Source organism: Roseixanthobacter finlandensis (assembly GCF_043195105.2).
GTDB lineage: Bacteria > Pseudomonadota > Alphaproteobacteria > Rhizobiales > Xanthobacteraceae > NCEH01.
On the sequence record NZ_CM195536.1, the window covers coordinates 4779774 to 4795889 of the forward strand.

At 66.4% G+C, this 16116-nt stretch carries 16 protein-coding genes and 1 pseudogene; 9 read left to right on the forward strand and 8 right to left on the reverse strand.

What is annotated here, in order from left to right:
* The first annotated feature begins 240 nt into the window (after window positions 1-240).
* From V5G24_RS22320 to V5G24_RS22335, 4 genes and pseudogenes are all read left to right on the forward strand, one after another.
* Window positions 241-1332, forward strand: a complete 1092-nt coding sequence (locus V5G24_RS22320) for a lipocalin-like domain-containing protein (RefSeq protein ID WP_394083137.1) — start codon at window positions 241-243, stop codon at window positions 1330-1332.
* Window positions 1333-1620: 288 nt separating this feature from the next.
* The gene (locus V5G24_RS22325; RefSeq protein WP_394083135.1) at window positions 1621-1851 is read left to right on the forward strand and encodes a helix-turn-helix domain-containing protein; all 231 of its coding nucleotides are present in this window, start codon (window positions 1621-1623) and stop codon (window positions 1849-1851) included.
* Between the two features lie 104 nt (window positions 1852-1955).
* Window positions 1956-2120 (forward strand): annotated as a pseudogene (locus V5G24_RS22330) (JAB domain-containing protein); the annotation flags it as partial.
* A 143-nt stretch (window positions 2121-2263) separates the two neighbouring features.
* A complete protein-coding gene (locus V5G24_RS22335) occupies window positions 2264-3238 on the forward strand; it encodes a hypothetical protein (protein ID WP_394083133.1) in 975 nt (324 codons plus the stop codon).
* Between the two features lie 21 nt (window positions 3239-3259).
* On the opposite strand, the gene V5G24_RS22340 is transcribed toward V5G24_RS22335, so the two are convergent.
* Both V5G24_RS22340 and V5G24_RS22345 read right to left on the reverse strand, forming a co-directional pair.
* Entirely contained in the window at window positions 3260-4618 is a 1359-nt protein-coding gene (locus tag V5G24_RS22340; RefSeq protein ID WP_394083131.1) for an ABC1 kinase family protein, read from the reverse strand.
* 30 nt (window positions 4619-4648) lie between these two features.
* Window positions 4649-5137, reverse strand: a complete 489-nt coding sequence (locus tag V5G24_RS22345) for a DUF6790 family protein (RefSeq protein WP_394083129.1) — start codon at window positions 5135-5137, stop codon at window positions 4649-4651.
* On the opposite strand from V5G24_RS22345, the gene V5G24_RS22350 reads away from it, so the two are divergent.
* The gene (locus tag V5G24_RS22350; protein ID WP_394083127.1) at window positions 5136-5666 is read left to right on the forward strand and encodes a hypothetical protein; all 531 of its coding nucleotides are present in this window, start codon (window positions 5136-5138) and stop codon (window positions 5664-5666) included. The two genes, V5G24_RS22345 and V5G24_RS22350, sit on opposite strands and share 2 nt — an antisense overlap.
* A gap of 39 nt (window positions 5667-5705) precedes the next feature.
* A complete protein-coding gene (locus V5G24_RS22355; RefSeq protein ID WP_394083125.1) occupies window positions 5706-6680 on the forward strand; it encodes a DUF1775 domain-containing protein in 975 nt (324 codons plus the stop codon).
* Window positions 6681-6704: 24 nt separating this feature from the next.
* Here the strand turns inward: V5G24_RS22355 and V5G24_RS22360 are convergent, their stop codons facing one another.
* Window positions 6705-7580: a LysR substrate-binding domain-containing protein gene (locus tag V5G24_RS22360; protein WP_394083123.1), complete on the reverse strand. Its 876-nt coding sequence runs from the start codon at window positions 7578-7580 to the stop codon at window positions 6705-6707.
* Between the two features lie 98 nt (window positions 7581-7678).
* Between V5G24_RS22360 and V5G24_RS22365 the strand changes: the two genes are divergently transcribed.
* On the forward strand, window positions 7679-8086 hold the full coding sequence (locus V5G24_RS22365) for a tautomerase family protein (protein ID WP_394083121.1): 408 nt from the start codon (window positions 7679-7681) through the stop codon (window positions 8084-8086).
* A gap of 25 nt (window positions 8087-8111) precedes the next feature.
* On the opposite strand, the gene V5G24_RS22370 is transcribed toward V5G24_RS22365, so the two are convergent.
* Entirely contained in the window at window positions 8112-9935 is a 1824-nt protein-coding gene (locus V5G24_RS22370; protein WP_394083119.1) for an ABC-F family ATP-binding cassette domain-containing protein, read from the reverse strand.
* Between the two features lie 154 nt (window positions 9936-10089).
* Entirely contained in the window at window positions 10090-10269 is a 180-nt protein-coding gene (locus V5G24_RS22375; RefSeq protein WP_348845509.1) for a YdcH family protein, read from the reverse strand.
* Window positions 10270-10435: 166 nt separating this feature from the next.
* Between V5G24_RS22375 and V5G24_RS22380 the strand changes: the two genes are divergently transcribed.
* On the forward strand, window positions 10436-10642 hold the full coding sequence (locus V5G24_RS22380) for a YdcH family protein (protein WP_394046331.1): 207 nt from the start codon (window positions 10436-10438) through the stop codon (window positions 10640-10642).
* 97 nt (window positions 10643-10739) lie between these two features.
* On the opposite strand, the gene V5G24_RS22385 is transcribed toward V5G24_RS22380, so the two are convergent.
* Together V5G24_RS22385 and V5G24_RS22390 are read right to left on the reverse strand one after the other, a co-directional pair.
* The gene (locus V5G24_RS22385) at window positions 10740-11225 is read right to left on the reverse strand and encodes a peroxiredoxin (protein WP_394083117.1); all 486 of its coding nucleotides are present in this window, start codon (window positions 11223-11225) and stop codon (window positions 10740-10742) included.
* A gap of 99 nt (window positions 11226-11324) precedes the next feature.
* Window positions 11325-12212 (reverse strand): protein-disulfide reductase DsbD domain-containing protein, encoded by an 888-nt coding sequence (locus tag V5G24_RS22390; protein WP_394083115.1) that lies wholly within the window; start codon window positions 12210-12212, stop codon window positions 11325-11327.
* A gap of 155 nt (window positions 12213-12367) precedes the next feature.
* Here V5G24_RS22390 and V5G24_RS22395 point away from each other — a divergent pair, with 155 nt between their 5' ends.
* The gene (locus V5G24_RS22395; protein ID WP_394083113.1) at window positions 12368-12985 is read left to right on the forward strand and encodes a YqgE/AlgH family protein; all 618 of its coding nucleotides are present in this window, start codon (window positions 12368-12370) and stop codon (window positions 12983-12985) included.
* A gap of 103 nt (window positions 12986-13088) precedes the next feature.
* Here the strand turns inward: V5G24_RS22395 and V5G24_RS22400 are convergent, their stop codons facing one another.
* Window positions 13089-16100, reverse strand: a complete 3012-nt coding sequence (locus tag V5G24_RS22400) for an EAL domain-containing protein (protein WP_394083843.1) — start codon at window positions 16098-16100, stop codon at window positions 13089-13091.
* Window positions 16101-16116 lie beyond the last annotated feature (16 nt).

Below are 16116 nucleotides of genomic sequence, written 5' to 3' on the forward strand. Positions count from 1 at the left end.
GCAAATTGGCTTCGCGACCGAGGGACGCAATGCAGTTCTGAGGCACGGGTATCCACGACAATCTCGCCGACAAGGCCAATAAGCGTGGCGCCCCGGTCTGAAGGTTCGGCAGCGCTGAGCGCCGCCAGACTCGGCGCTGATGTTACAACTCAGGCTTCGCCTCGTTCATCCCGCCTGCATAATCGCCAGAATAATGTGCATTATACATATTTTTAGTTGACGCCACCGACTCCAAATTATATGCATATTACATATTTCGGCATAAAGATCATTTTACCGGAGCAACTGCTTTGCAGCGCCGCCAAGCGGGGCTCGGAGCCGCTCGCCCAGCACGTGAAGCAGAAAGGTAAGCATGTGACCGTACCGCTCCTTACAGCAAATCTGGCTACGCAGACGGGTGCCATTCCAACAAGCGTCGACATCGTCGCTGATCTGGCACACAAACCCGGATACACGCTCAACTCGTGGTTTGCTATCGGCCACTTCGAGTCTCAGGGACATACGCTCAACTACTTGGTCCACCTGTTCGCACTCAGCATCCGGGGGATCACTGTTGGCGTGGACAGCGCGGTAAGCATCACCGATGAGACTACAGGCTGGTATGGCGTGCAGCATGGCTTTCACTCGATTTTTCGCGCGAAAGCCAGCTCGGATCGGCTGCTTGTCAGAACGCCGAACAGTTTGATTTCGGGAACGCTGGACGAATTGCGTATTCGTGCACAGATCAAGGGCGCCAGCATCGATGTGACCCTTAGGGCCGTCGGTCATCCGCTCTACAATAAGGGGACGGCGCGGTTCGACATGCTGGGCATGGACGTCTACCAGTACTCGATCCCGACGCTGGAAACGACAGGCCGTCTGCTCGTGGATGGTCGTGAATTCCCGGCCTCGGGTATGAGTTGGTTCGACCGGCAATGGCAAAAGCAACCGCTTGGCCCGCCGCGCGGCAAGTGGACTTGGATGGACCTCAACCTCAGCAACGGTTGGCGGATCAGCCTTTGGGATGCCGCTGGCCTGGACGGCAAGTCAGACGCATGGGTGACTGTGATTGACGAAAGCGGCAGGCATAGGGTTGCCGAGTTGGTCCCGCTCGTCGACGACGCCTGTGACTACTGGGTCAGCCCGCAGTCCGGCTCCCGCTTCCCGACCAGATGGCGGGTGAAAGTGCGTGCGCTCGACATGGATCTTCAGGTGGTTGCGAAGCCGCGTGAGCAAGAGGTCAGGGGCATGCACGCGCGCTATGAAGGCGCTAGCTCGGTCAGCGGCACCGTGCGCAACGAGAAGGTCAGCGGCTACTGTTACGTCGAGATGGTCGGCGATTGGCAGGCCTGAGGGTCGATCTAGCCACTAAGTAACTCAGTGGCTAGATCGAATGTCCAGAAAATGAGCCGTTGAACACAGTCTCGGCTAGGAAGCCTTCAGGTTATGAGCCTGAAAGCAAAGCCGTCTGCCTAATGAAGAAGTGCGTTGCAACGCTGGTTAGCGCTGCCGAGAGACGGCAAACCCTCCGTTTTTTAACCTACGCTAGCCCTTCTCCCTACTACGACATTTACCCCCTTCCCTGGCGGACGTGACCGAGTGTTCATTAATGTGTCAACACGTTAATGGAGGACATTCAACATGATCGATCAGACGTATCTCACACCCGAAGAGGTCGCTGAACGCTATCGAGGCACAGTTAGCATTGGTACACTGCGAAACTGGCGATCCATGAGAATTGGTCCCGCTTACGTGAAGGTGGGCAAGTCGGTTCTCTATCCGGTCAACCAACTTGAGATTTGGGATCAGACGAATATCGTGAAGTGCCGTGCGTCAAAACGACTCGGAATGAGAGGGGGGGATCAACGATGATAGATGGAGGGGTCGGCAAAACCTCCGATCCCAAAAACCTACCCCAGCGGATTTAGAGTTTCAAAATTGCATAACATTTTCAAATACATAATTTATAAGCTAGAGTGGTCCACAACCACCCTTCGGGCGATCCCACCCCCTCGCGCGCCGACATCGACATGACGCGCAAGATCATCGACATCGCCAAGCCGCTCGGCATCGACGTGCACGACCACATCATCGTCGGGCGCGATGGCCATGCCAGCCTGAAGGGGCTGCGGCTGATGTGAGGCCTGCGGGGCGCGTGCTCTGGAGGCCGTGCAGGGCCGGAAACATTCGGCAAGCCTCGCGCACGCTTGCGCCCGCATATGGTCCTAACGGTGCCTCATTGAGCGGGCTTGGTGCGCATATGCAGACTTTCGGCAGAAGACCCATGCCCTTTTGCTTCCCTTCCAGCGCCAAGCGGCGCTCCACATTCGGCCTACTGGCCCTTGTCGGCGGCGCGGCGACGCTCGCGGGCGAACCGGCGCGGGCGCAATATTATCCCTATCCGCCAACGGTGTATGGCGCCCCGGCCGAGATGCCGCGGGTCTATCGCGCGCCGCCGGGCTATGTGACCGGAACGGTGATGCTGCCGCCGCAGGAAATCCGCTCCATCGTGCTCAATCTCGGCTATGGCCGGGTCGGGCGGCCGGTGCTGCGCGGGCGCACTTATATGATCGACGCGGTGGATGATCGCGGACCGCTGATCCTCGCGGTGGATGCCTATTCCGGATTGGTGCAGCCGGCCGATCCCTCCATGTTCGGACCGCCCGGCGGTCCCTATGGCCCGGGACCCGCCTATGGCGTCGCACCTCCCCCGGGGGCTTATGATGCGCCGCCGCAGGGCGCTTATGGCGGAGCCCCGCCACAAGGCGCCTATGGCGCGCCGCCGCAGCGCGCGCAGCCGGTGGCCCGCGCCCCGCTGCCCAAGCCGCGGCCCGCCGATAGCGAAATCGCCAGCACCTCGGGGCCGGATATCACGGCGCCCGCCGTGCCGCCGGCCGACGACGGCGCGGCAGACAACGGCGTGGCAAACAACGGCGCGGCCGATGACGATGCCCCCGATACGGCAGAAAATCCCGGCGCCCTGGCCGTGGCGCCGTCCGATGGCGCCAATGCGCCGAAGGCTGGAACGCCCGGCCTCGCCTCGCCGACGCCCAGCATGTCGGCTCCGGTGGTCGGCCAGCCGGCTCCGGCTCAAGCGCCGGCCGCGAGCAAGCCGCAGACCGCCGCGAACACGCCGATTCCCGCCTTGCCCGCGGTGCCGCCCCAGGGCCCGACGGGCGCGGGAACGGCGACGCCGGGCGATGGCGTTTCCGCCGGAACCGCCTCGGTCCTCTCGCGCACCGCGCCGCCGGCCAATTGAAACCCGTTTAAGCCGGTCCTCCTAATCCAGCCCGACTTGCGCCAGCGCCGCAGCTTGGCGCGACGCGACGCCGTCCAGGCTGAAATCGGCCATCGCCTCTTCGAACAGGCGATGGAAGTTCAGCTCGGCCTTCAGGTGCAGGAACACCGCGCCGAGGCCGATGGCCGCGCGATCCATGAACACGAATTCGCGCGGCACCGTCACCGGCCCGAGCTGCTTCAGCGCCGTGTGCACGCGGAACGCCTCGCGCCGCCCATATTCGCCCGGCGCCACGCCATCGGCGATGGTGCGGACCCGGTCGTCCATGAGCGGCCCATAAATGAAGCGTGCCCAGATGTTCAGCACGTCGATCAATTCCCGCTTGAGGCCCTTGAAGCCCCAGGTCTCATAAGCGTGCACCACCCGCGCCTCATCGTTCGCCAGCAGGCCGCGATAGAGATCCATCACCCCCGCCACGAAGGCCGGGGGAAAGATGCGGACGCAGCCATAATCCAGCAGATTGATGCCGCCCGGCGTGCCGGCCTCATCGGTAAAGACCGTATAATTGCCGAGATGCGGGTCGCCGTGGATCACCCCGAACCGGCTGAACGGCAGCCACCAGGCGGTGAACATGGCGCGCGCCAATTGATTGCGCTCTTCCAGCGCATGCTCGGTGAAGCCGAGGATCTTTTGCCCCTCCAGCCAATGCAGGGTCAGAAGACGCCCGGTGGAGAGATCGTTGCGCACGCTCGGCACGCGCACATGGTCCTGCCCCTCCAGCATCAGGGCATAAAGCGCGGCGTGCTTGGCCTCCCGGCGATAATCCAGCTCCTCGCGCACCCGCGCGCCGATCTCCCCGGCAATCTCGCGGGTGTCGATGGCGGGGTCCATGCGGCGATGGAGCGAGAACAGAAGATCGAGCTGGCTCAAGTCGGCTTCCACCGCCGCCTGCATGTCGGGATATTGCAGCTTGCAGGCCAATTCCTCGCCGTCGAGCGCCACCGCGCGATGCACCTGCCCGAGGGAGGCGGCGGCGGCCGGCTTGTGCTCGAAAGAGGCAAAGCGCGCCTCCCAGTCGCGCCCCAGCTCCGCCATCATGCGGCGGCGCACGAAGGCCCAGCCCATGGGCGGGGCGTCGTTCTGCAGTTTCTGAAGCTCGGCGGCATATTCGGGCGGCAGCACGTCGGGAATGGTGGACATGAGCTGCGCCACCTTCATCAGCGGCCCCTTCAGCCCGCCCAGCGCCGCCGCGAGCGCCGCCGCATTGCCCTCGCCCCCCTTGTCGAGCCCGAACAGCCGCGTGCCCGCCATGCGCGCCGCGACGCCCCCCACATTGGCGCCGACCCGTGCGTAGCGGGCGGCGCGGGCGGAAAAGCGGTTGCGCTCGGCATCTTCGGTCATGGGGCGGCTCGCTGTGCCCGGAGGCCGGGCTCAGCCGCGCGCGGTGCGGCGGGTGAGCGCCAGCAGCACCAGGAGGGTGAGGGGCGTGAGAATGTCCGTATAGAGAATGGGGCCGGCATTTCCCGCCGCAAGGTTCCCGGTCTCGGCAATCTGTACCACATGCCCCACCGCCGCCCCGCCGAGGAAGCCTGCGGCCACCACCGCGACGCCGAGGCGAAAGCCCCAGTTTCCATAAAAGGCCGCGATCACGCCGGCGACGCCCATGCCGAGATTGGCCATGCCGACCTCGAACTGGAACGGGCTCGTGGCCCAGCCGATGGCGCGCGCCGACTCCGCCGCGAAGAACACATGGCCCATGAAGGCCCACAGCCCCATCAGCCCGAGCGGCACCAGGAAGAGATAGCGCAACAGCCGATCCGCGACGAAACCGGGCGGCAAGGGACGCGGAGCCCGCGCGACCGCGAAGGCGGCGAGCACGAGGGCAAGGCCCCATGACATCAGGGGAACCCAGAATACCATGCGCGCGTCCCTCCACCCCGAGGCCGCAAACTGCCACCCTTTTTCCCGCGCGGCCAGCCTTCCACCCAAGCGCGCACTTGCGGGCGTGCTTGCGGGCGCGCGCGGCGCGGCCTATGGCAGGCGCATGAGCGGGTCCGGCAGCGCAAGATCGACAAAGACGGGGTGGCTGCTCCGCCTCGCGCTTGCCTATGCGCTGCTGCTCCAGATGGTGCTGTCGGCGGCGGCGATGGCGCAGCATGCCACCGCCAACCTGGCCGATCCTTGGGGCGATCCTTGGGCCGCCACCTGCGCCGGGCGCGCCGCGACCGACACCGATTCCCCGCCGCCCGGGGCGCCGCACATGGATCTGTGCTGCGTGCTCGGCTGCCTTGCCACGCCCCTGTCGCCGCTGGCGCCGGACGGGGCGGTCGCGCGCCTGGAGCCGGCCCCGCGCATCACCGCCATCGTGTTTGCCGAGCGGCCGGCCGCCAGCCCCGCGCGCCATGCCTCCCGCCCGTTCCACGCCCGAGGACCTCCCCGCGCCGTTTGAGCCTGCCCGCAGAATCTCAAACCCGTTCGGAGACGTTCCATGTCCATTTCGTTCGCGCGCACCGCGCCGCTCGGCCTTGCCGCCGCTCTTCTCGTGACCTTCGCCAGCCCGACCTTCGCCCATGTGACTTTGGCCGAGGGCCAGGCCACCTCCGGCACCTCGTACAAGGGCGTGCTGAAGGTGCCGCACGGCTGCGGCGAGGCCGCCACCACCGCCATCAAGGTCACCATTCCCGAGGGCGTGCTGTCGGTGAAGCCGCAGCCCAAGGCCGGCTGGACCCTCGCCCTGGAGAAGGGGCCTTACGAGAAGACCTATGATGTGATGCATGGCAAGGCGGTGAAGGAGGGGGTGAAGACCATCACCTGGTCCGGCGGCAACCTGCCCAATGCCTATTATGACGAGTTCGTCTTCATCGCCTATCTCGCCCCCCAGGCGCAGGCGACCACGCTCTATTTCCCGGTCTTGCAAAGCTGCGAGGGCGCCTCGACGGATTGGGCGCAGATTCCCCAGCAGGGCGGCCCGCGCCCCGAATACCCCGCGCCGGCACTGAAGCTTGCCGCCGCCATGCCGGCCGCCACCCCCGCCACCTTCAAGGCCGGGACCCTGACCATCGAGCAGCCCTGGGCCCGCGCGACGCCCGGCGGCGCCAAGGTGGCCGGCGGCTATGTGAAAATCACCAATACCGGCACCCTGCCCGACAAGCTGATCGGCGGAACGTTCGAGCAGGCGGGCCGGTTCGAGGTGCATGAGATGGCGATGAACAATGGCGTCATGACCATGCGGCCGGTGTCCGGCGGCCTGGACATCGCCCCCGGCGCCAGCGTGATGCTCGCACCCGGCGGCTTCCACATCATGCTGATGGATCTCAAGCAGCCGCTGAAGGAAGGCGAGAGCGTGAAGGGCACGCTGACCTTTGAGAAGGCCGGCACGGTGGACGTGGTGTTCGCCGTGCGCGGCATCGGCGCCGGTGCACCCACCGGCGGCGGCATGGGCAGCATGGAGCATCAGCACTGACCGCCTGAAGAGACGCAGCGCGGCTCAGGCGGCCGCGAACAGCGTCCGCTCGCGCTGCAATTCCTCGCGCATCACCTCCCGCGCCAGCACCAATGCGGGAGACAGGCTCTCGGCCCGGCCATAGAGCGCGAAATCCACGCACGGCAGCACCGCCGTGCCGAGCCCGGTCACCGTCACCATATCGGCCCGCCGCGCGCGGGCCGTGCGCACCGTCACCCCGACCCCCGCGCCGACCGCCGCGAGCAGGCCCGGCAGGCTGGGGCTCGTAAAGGCGATGCGGAATGCCTGCCCCGCCGCGTTGAGGGCGGAAATCGCGGCATCCCGGAACACACACGGGGCCTCGAACACCAGGAGCGGCACCGGCGCGTCGGCGGGAAGGCGCAGGTCGCGCGCGCCGAGCCATTCCATGGGCTCGCGCGACAGATCCAGAACCGGAAGATCGCTTTCGCCGCGAAACCCCGCGGCAAGATCAAGGCTGCCCGCCTTCAGCCCCGCCATGAGGCGCCCGGTGGAGGCCACCTGCACGGTCAGCGGCGCGCCGGGCACCAAAGCGGAGACGCGCGCCAGAATGCGCTGCAACGCCCCCTCCCCCACATCCTGGACAAAGCCGAGACGCACCGGCTCGCAGGCCGCGCCGGCCGCATGATGGCCGAGCACGCGGTCGTTGAGATCCAGCAGCGCGCGCGCATCGTCGAGGAACGCGGCACCGCGCGGCGTAAGCGCGACACCGCGACCGCGCCGCTCCAATACGGCGAAGCCCAGCATGTCGGAGAGCCGGTCCATCTGCAGGCTCACGGCGGATTGCGAACGCCCGACCCGCACGCTGGCGGCCGAGACCGAGCCGAGGGTGGCGACCGCAACGAAGGTCCGGACCAGGTCGAGATCGAGAGTGCGCGTCATATTATGAGAATATCGAAATCATCATGGATGATAAATCAATTTTTCTCAAATAATATGCGGCGCTAGGGTCTTCTCATCCCTCACGGAGACCCGACCCCATGCCCATTCTTCAACTGAAGCTCTCCGGCCCCAGCGATGCCGCAAAGGCTGCAAAGGCCGCGTCCACCCTCTCCGCCCTCACCGCGAAAATCCTGCGCAAGGATCCCGCCCTCACCTCGGTGGCGGTGGATTTCCTCGATGCCGGATTGTGGTTCGTCGGCGGGCGGAGCCTCGCGGACGCCGGCCTTGCCAGCTTCTGGCTCGATATCGCGGTGGTGGACGGCACCAATACCAAGGATGAGAAGGCGGCCTATATCGCCGCCGTGTTCGCCGCCATGGGCGATCTGCTCGGCCCCCTGCACCTGGAAAGCTATATCCTGGTGCGCGAGGTGAAGGCGGATGCCTATGGCTATGGCGGGCGCACCCAGGAAAGCCGCTATGTGGAAAAAACCCTGAAGGCGGCCTGAGGCGTCCCCTGCGCGGGGCGGAGGCTCAGCCTCCGATTTCCTCGCGCAGGATTTCCAGACGCAGCCATTCTTCCTCCGCCGCGTCCAATTCCTTCTGCACCTTGGCGAGCGCGGCCGAGGTGCGTTCGAACGAGCCGGGATCGCGCTCGTACAGCACCGGATCGGACAGGACACCGCCCAGCTTGTCCGCCTCGTTGCGCAGCTTCTCCAAGGTCTTGGGCAAGGTCTGGAGCGCATGCTTCTCGTGGAAGGTCAGGCGGCGCTTCTTGCCCTCGTCGGCCGCGACGGCCTTGGGCGCGGCTTTTCCCGAAGCCTTCGCGGGCGCGGCGCTCTCGCCGCGCTTTTCCTTCGCCTGAACGCCGTGGCCGCGCTGGTTCACCATGTCGGCATAGCCGCCAGCATATTCGCTGAACACGCCCGCCCCTTCCGCCGCGATCACGCTGGTGACGGTGCGGTCCAGGAAGTCACGATCATGGCTGACCAGGATCACGGTGCCGGGATAATCCGCCACCATTTCCTGCAGCAGGTCGAGGGTTTCGAGATCCAAATCGTTGGTGGGCTCGTCGAGGATCAGCATGTTGGACGGCAGGGCGAGCGCGCGCGCCAGCATGAGCCGCCCCCGCTCGCCGCCCGACAGCACCGACAAGGGTGAGTTTGCCTGGTCGGGCGTGAACAGGAAGTCCTTGAGATAGCCCATCACATGCTTGGGCACGCCGCCCACCAGCACCTGGTCGCTGCCGCCGCCGGTGAGTGCGTCGCGCAAGGTGGTGTTGGGGTCGAGCGCCGCGCGCTTCTGGTCGAGCGAGGCGATTTCCAGGTTCGCGCCGAGGCGCACCGTGCCGCTGTCCGGCTTGAGCTCGCCGGTGAGCATCTTCAGCAGCGTGGTCTTGCCGGCGCCGTTCGGGCCGACGATGCCGATCCGGTCGCCGCGCACGATGCGGGTGGAGAAATCCGTGACGATGGGCGCGCCGTCATAGGATTTGGAAATGCCCTTGGCCTCGATCACCAGCTTGCCGGAGGTTTCCGCCTCGGTCACGGTGATCTTCACATTGCCTTGAGCGCGGCGCTCGTCGCGCCGGTCGGTGCGCATGGATTGCAGCAGGCCGAGGCGGCGCACATTGCGCTTGCGGCGTGCGGTGACGCCATAGCGCAGCCAATCCTGCTCGGCCACGATCTTGCGGTCGAGCTTGTGGCGGTCGGTCTCCTCCTGCTCCAGCACCTGGTCGCGCCAGGCCTCGAAACCGGAAAAGCCCTGGTCCAGCCGGCGGGTGGTGCCGCGGTCCAGCCAGATGGTGGCGCGCGAGAGATTCTGCAGGAACCGCCGGTCATGGCTGATGACCACGAGCGCGGACCGCAGGGATTTCAGCTCGCCTTCCAGCCATTCGATGGCGGGCAAGTCCAAATGGTTGGTGGGCTCGTCCAGCAGCAGCACGTCCGGCTCGGGCGCGATCACGCGCGCCAAAGCGGCCCGGCGCGCCTCGCCGCCGGAGAGGTGGGCCGGATCCTCATTGCCGGTGAGGCCGAGCTGATCGAGCAGATATTGGGCGCGATAATCCTCGTCGCCCGGCCCGAGGCCGGCTTCCACATAGGCGAGCGTGGTCGCGAAGCCGGAAAAATCCGGCTCCTGCGGCAGGTAGCGCACGGTCGCGCCCGGCTGGAAGAAGCGAACGGCGGCGTCGGCCTCGATCAGGCCGGCGGCCACCTTCAGCAGGGTCGATTTTCCCGACCCGTTGCGCCCGACGAGGCACAGCCTTTCGCCCGGCGACACGGAGATTTCCGCGCCGTCGAGCAAGGGGGTGGCGCCGAAGCGCAGATGGACGTCTTGAAGCGAAATCAGCGGTGGAGCCATGGCGTCGGCTTAGTGGGTTTTGTCGGCGGATGGAACCCATCCGCGCCGGCAAAGACGCCAAGGGACGCCCGGAACATACACGCCCGGAACACGGCGGAGTGTGCGTCCGGCCGGCCACTCTGCGCCGGAACCGGGACCTCCGCTTGATTTTCGCTTAATGCACCGTCGCTTCGCCGCGCAGGCGGGCGATCTGATCCTTCAGCAGGAGCTTGCGGCGCTTGAGTTCAACCACCTTGAGCGGGTCCGTGGAGGCGTGGTTGAGTTCGTGTTGTATGGCCATCTGAAGGGCTGCGTGGCGACGCTTCAGCTCTTCGAGGTGCGACTGGACGGACATGCGTTTCGTCTCCCTGTCTACAACGAAGGACAGTCTGTCATGGAGGCGGCAAAGAGTCCAAGGGCTATTTTTGCACCCATTCCAGCCTGCGGCGCCGTGCGGCTTGCGGCTTGGGGAGGCGGTGCGGTATGCGAGAGAAGGCAGCTCGGACCGCGACGGATATGGCATGACCAGTGACGAGGAACGGGAGCTGAGATTGCTGCTGGAGCGCCTGCGGCAGGAGCATCGGGACCTGGATGCCGCCATCGACGCGCTCACCGCGGTGACCGGCTCGGATATCCTGCAAATTCAACGGCTGAAGAAGCGCAAGCTCCAGCTGAAGGACCGAATCTCCCACCTGGAAGACGAGCTTTTTCCCGACATCATCGCCTGACGGACGGCGCATAAAGCCGGCCAGAAAAAAGCCCCCCGGATGCACCGGAGGGCTGGCTTCAGCGGGACTGGCTTCAGCAAAGCTGAGGCAAAAACCCTCAGATCTGGCCCAGCATTGCCTGCGCCGAGGAGACGTCCGCCTTGGAGGGTACGTCCTCGACGTTCAGGGACTTCACGACGCCGTCTTCCACCAGCATGGAATAGCGCTTGGAGCGCACCCCGAGGCCGGCCATGGAGCCGTCGAAGGTCAGGTCCAGCGCCTGCGAGAACTCGCCGTTGCCGTCGGACAGGAACACGATCTTTCCGTCCGCGCCGGAGGCTTTCTCCCACGCGCCCATGACGAACGGATCGTTGACGGACACGACGGCAATGGTATCGACGCCCTTCGCCTTGATCTCATCGGCGCGCGACACATAGCCCGGAAGATGATTCTTGTGGCAGGTGGGCGTGAAAGCGCCGGGAACGGCGAACAGAACAACGCGCTTGCCCTTGAAGACGTCATCGGTGGTCTTGGGCACCGGGCCGTCTTCCGTGGAAACGCGGAAGGTCGCCGCGGGCAGGGTATCGCCGACTTGGATTGCCATGGGTGGTTTCTCCGCAGACTGATCGGCGCTCTTGGGCCGAATGCGGCGCAGAATAGGCAGATTTGCGCGCGAGGAAAGGCGCGATGGCCCTTCCCCCCGTCATTTCCTCTTGAGCGGGACCATCGCCTCGACCGATTTGTCGGAATCCACCAGCGTCAGGCGCACCTGCTTGCCCTCCCAGGATTCCCCGGAGGGCAGGCCGTCGAGTTCCAGGGTGAAGCGGGCTTCCCCGTTCGGGCCGAAAGCGCGGCTCGGTACGGGCAGCGCCCAGCTGTCGTCCGGGCCCTCCACGAACAGGTCCGCCTTGTCGGAGGAGACGCTCGCCGTCACCACCAGAAGCGGCGCCGGCGCGCGGGCCTCGCCCGGCGTGGCGTCCGCGGGCAAGGCTTCCTGTTCGATCACCTGCGCCGAGACCAGCGCCGGAGCCGGGCCGGCACCGAGGGTCACACGTGCCGGCACCTTCGCCCGCGCCGCCGCGAGCGCAGGGTTCGGGGCCTCCGCGCCGGCGGGAATATCGAGGCTGGCCTGCGCATGGACCGGCACGCACAGGGCCTCGCACACCGCGAAATCCAGCGACAGGTCGAGCCGCGTCGCGCGTCCCGGCTCGGCGAGCCGCACCTTCAGCGGCAGCAGCACGCTGCCGCCCTTGTAGCCGATGGAAAAGCCGCTCGCCCCATCCGAGAAGCGCTTGGGCGCGGGGAATGCCACATCCACCCCCGCGACATTGCGCGAGCCGCTCCAGTCGAAGCGCGGCGGCACGCCGCTGTCGCCGGGATAGCGCCAATAGGTCTTCCAACCGGGGGTAAGGCGGATCTCGATCCCGGCTTCCAGCACGCCGTCCGCCACCGCGCCGGAAACCAGGCGCACGTCGGCATTCTGGGCGCGGCTCCACGGGGTTTCGGCCGCCGCCAGCGGCGCCGCCGGGGCAAGCAGGGCAAGCAGGAGGGCCGGGGCCAGCACCGGCGATCGGGGACGGGGAAAGCTCATGGTGTGCGCCTACAGCCTCGGGTCCGCGAGCGCAAACGGGCAACGCGCACTTTCATGTGACGGCACAAGGACGTGACCGCCGATCCCGCCAATGTGGCTGCATCCCTCTCCGGTTCACCGTTTTCAAATCCGGGCGGTCGGGTTAGGCTGTGGGAATGATGGTCGATCGCAAGGCCCTTTCCCTCGGCGCCCCGCCGGATTTCCTCGACGGGCAGATGCTTATTGCCATGCCGTCCATGCAGGACGAGCGTTTCTCCCGCGCCCTCATCTATGTCTGCGCCCATTCCAATGAAGGGGCGATGGGCATCATCGTCAATCAGGCGGCCTCCCATATCAATTTCGCCGACCTGCTGGTGCAATTGGATGTGGTGCCGGAGGACGCCCGCATCCTGCTGCCCCAGCGCGCGGGCGCGGTGAAGGTGCTGCGCGGCGGCCCGGTGGAGACCGGGCGCGGCTTCGTGCTGCATTCCTCGGATTATTTCATCGAGAATTCCACCTTGCCCATCGACGGCGGCATCTGCCTCACGGCGACGCTGGATATCCTGAAAGCCATCGCCGGCGGCACCGGGCCGCACAGCGCGGTGCTGGCGCTCGGCTATGCCGGATGGGCGCCGGGCCAGTTGGAGACTGAGATCCAGGCCAATGGCTGGCTGCATTGCCCGGCCGACCCGGACCTGATCTTCGGCGAGAGCGTCGAGACCAAATATGATCTCGCCCTGCGCAAGCTCGGCATCGACCCCGGCATGCTCTCCAGCGAGGCGGGCCACGCCTGAGGGGCCGGTTCACGGGTGTGGAACGGGACAGATTGGGATCGCCGCTCGGGAGGCGCCGAGGCCGGAATGCTACAGCCCGAACGCGAGGCCCTGAACGCCCGCCTCAGCCGGCCGCCGCGCGGCGCCGGTCCTTGGGGGTGGAGGGCTCGAACAGGGCGCGGCACTCCTCCGTGGTCAGCGGCTCGCCGAACAGGACGCCCTGCGCGTATTCACAGCCGAAGCGGCCCATCTCTGTGGCCTCGGCCTCGCGCTCCAGGCTCTCGGCCACCACTTCCATGCCCAATTGATGGGCGAGGGACACGATGGAGCCGACGATGATCGGCCGCGCCGCGCGTGCCGCGCCCTTGGCGCTGTCGCGCACGAAGCGCTGGTCGATCTTGATGGTGTCGAACGGAAAGCGCTGGAGATAGGCGAGCGCCGACTGGCCGGTACCGAAATCGTCCAGGCACAGGCCGGCGCCCAGCTCCCGGATGCGGGCCAGCATCACCGCGGCATATTCCGGGTTTTCCATCACCAGGCTCTCGGTGACTTCCAGCTTGAGCGAGCCCGGCGCCACCGCATTGCGCGCCAGCACCGCCTTCAGATCCTGGATCAGATCGTGCCGCAGCAATTGGCGGGACGAGACGTTCACATGCATGAACAAAGGCGGATCCACCCGCACCAGGCGCTGCCATTGGCCGAGCTGGCGCGCCGCATGTTCCAGCGCGAACAGGCCGAGATCGAGGATCAGCCCGCTTTCCTCCGCCACCGGCAGGAAATCGGAGGCGGCCATTTCCCCGAGGGTCGGATGGCGCCAGCGCATGAAGGCCTCGAACCCGCCGATGGCGCGGTCGTGCATGCGCACGATCGGCTGGTAGCGCATGAAGATCTGATTGCGCTCCAGCGCGTGGCGCAATTCGCCTTCCAGCGAGACGTGGTCGATCTTCTGCTGGCGCATGGCCGGGCGGAACACCTCAATGCGGTCGCCGCCGATGCGCTTGGCGTAATACATGGCGAGTTCCGCGTCCTTCAGCACCTCGCTGCGCTTGCTCTGCTCCTGGCCGGGCAGGACAAGGCCGATGGAGGCGGTGATGAACACCTCCTTCTCGGCGAAGGTGATGGGCGCGCGCAGCGAGCGGCGCATGGTGTCGGCGAAAGTGGTGATGCGCTCGGGATCGCGCTCGGACATGAGGATCATGCCGAACTGGTCGCCGGAGATGCGCGCCAGCGTATCCTGCGGCTTCAGCAGCCGCATGAGGCGGCGGGCGACGGTGAGCAGGATGGAATCACCCACCCCCATGCCCACCGAGACGTTCACCTGCTTGAAGCGGTCGAGGTCGATGACCATCACGGTCGGCTTCAGGCTCTCGTCCATCTTGGCGAAGGTGAGCGCCTGGTCCAGCCGGTCGAGGAACAATTCGCGATTGGGCAGGCCGGTGAGATTGTCGCGCACCGCATCGTGCAGCAGGCGTTCGGCGGCGATGCGCTCGCCGGTGACGTCGATCAGCGTGCCGATGCACCGCACCACCTCGCCGTCCGCGCCCACCACCGGGCGAGCGCGCAGGTTGAAGGTCATGTAATGGCCGTCGATGGCGCGCAGGCGGAAATCCTGGTCGATGCGGCCGCGCCGCTGCTCGATAATGCCGTCGAGGGTGGCGCGGAAGCGGTCGCGGTCGGCGGGGTGCAGCACCTCCAGCCAGCCGGCGGCCTCGGTCTCCAGCGAGCGGCGCTTCAGGCCCAGCGCCTCCTCCGCCTCGGGCGAGGTGTAGATGCGGTCGCTGTCCACGTCCCAGTCCCACACGATATAGCCGGAACCCGCCAGCGCCAGCGCGCGCCGCTCGAGATCCGAGGTCGAGCCCTGCACCGCGCCGAGGCCGGCGAAGGCGTGCTGCATCACCGTGAAGCCGATCAGCATGACGATCAGCACCAGGCCGCCGGACAGAGCGGGGGCGACGAGATCATTGGTGACGAGACCGCCCACCGTGAGGCCGGCCATCACCACCCACACCACCAGCAGCAGCCAGGTGGGGATGATCAGCACCGCGCGGTCATAGCCGTGCTGGGAGAGCCAGATGACCACGCCGAGCCCGGCCACGGCCACCGCCAGCAGCGAGAGGCGGGCGATGCCGGCGGCCATGGGCGCATCGGCCAGTGCCACCGCCACCAAAGCGGCGAGGAACACCAGCCAGCCGGCGGCCACATGCATATAGCGCACGTGCCAGCGGTTGAGGTTGAGATAGGCGAACAGGAACACCAGCAAGGTGGCGGTCAGGATCGCCTCACCGGCCGCGCGCCAGAATTGCTCGGCGATGGGGGAGAGGCCGAACACCTTGGACCAGAAGGAGAAATCAAGCCCGATATAGCCCAGCACCGCCCACGCCAGCGCGGCGGCGGCGGGGAACATCACCGAGCCCTTCACCACGAACAGAATGGTGAGGAACAGCGCCAGCAGGCCCGCGATGCCGATCACGATGCCATGGTACAGGGTGAAGCTGTTGACCTTGTCCTTGTAGGCGTTGGGTTCCCACAAATAGAGCTGGGGCAGGTTCGGCCCGGTCAGTTCGGCGACGAAGGTGACGGTGGAGCCGGGATCGAGCGTGACGGCGAAGACGTCGGCATCGGGGGCGGCCTGGCGCTCGGGCTTGAAGCCCTGGCTGGGCGTAAGCGACAGGATGCGCCGGTTGCCGAGATCGGGCCAGAACAGGCCGGAACCCACCATGCGATAGAACGGTGCGACGATCAGCCGGTCCACCTGCTCGTCGGTATTATTGGCGAGCGCGAAGGTGACCCAATTGCCCTGCGGCCGACCGTCGGTGGTGCGCACCTCGATGCGCCGCACCACCCCGTCGGCGCCTGGAGCGGTGGACAATTGGATGCGATCATTATCGGTGTGCTGGCGTTCGACCGCGGGCAGCAGGTCCGTCACCTTGGCATCGAGGCGGACGGCGATGGTCTCGACGGCGCGCGCCGCCGGCGCACCGAGCCCGAGAACCGCCAACAGTGCGATGCAAAAGACAATGGTAGAACGCAACGGCAACCCTCCGCACCCGGCTTTCAGCCGGGCCGAACGCGCATGACTAGCGCTCCGATGCGGCGCGAGCAAGGCATAGCCGACGCTGTGCCTGTTGCGGCGCATCATGCACGGGCGCTGG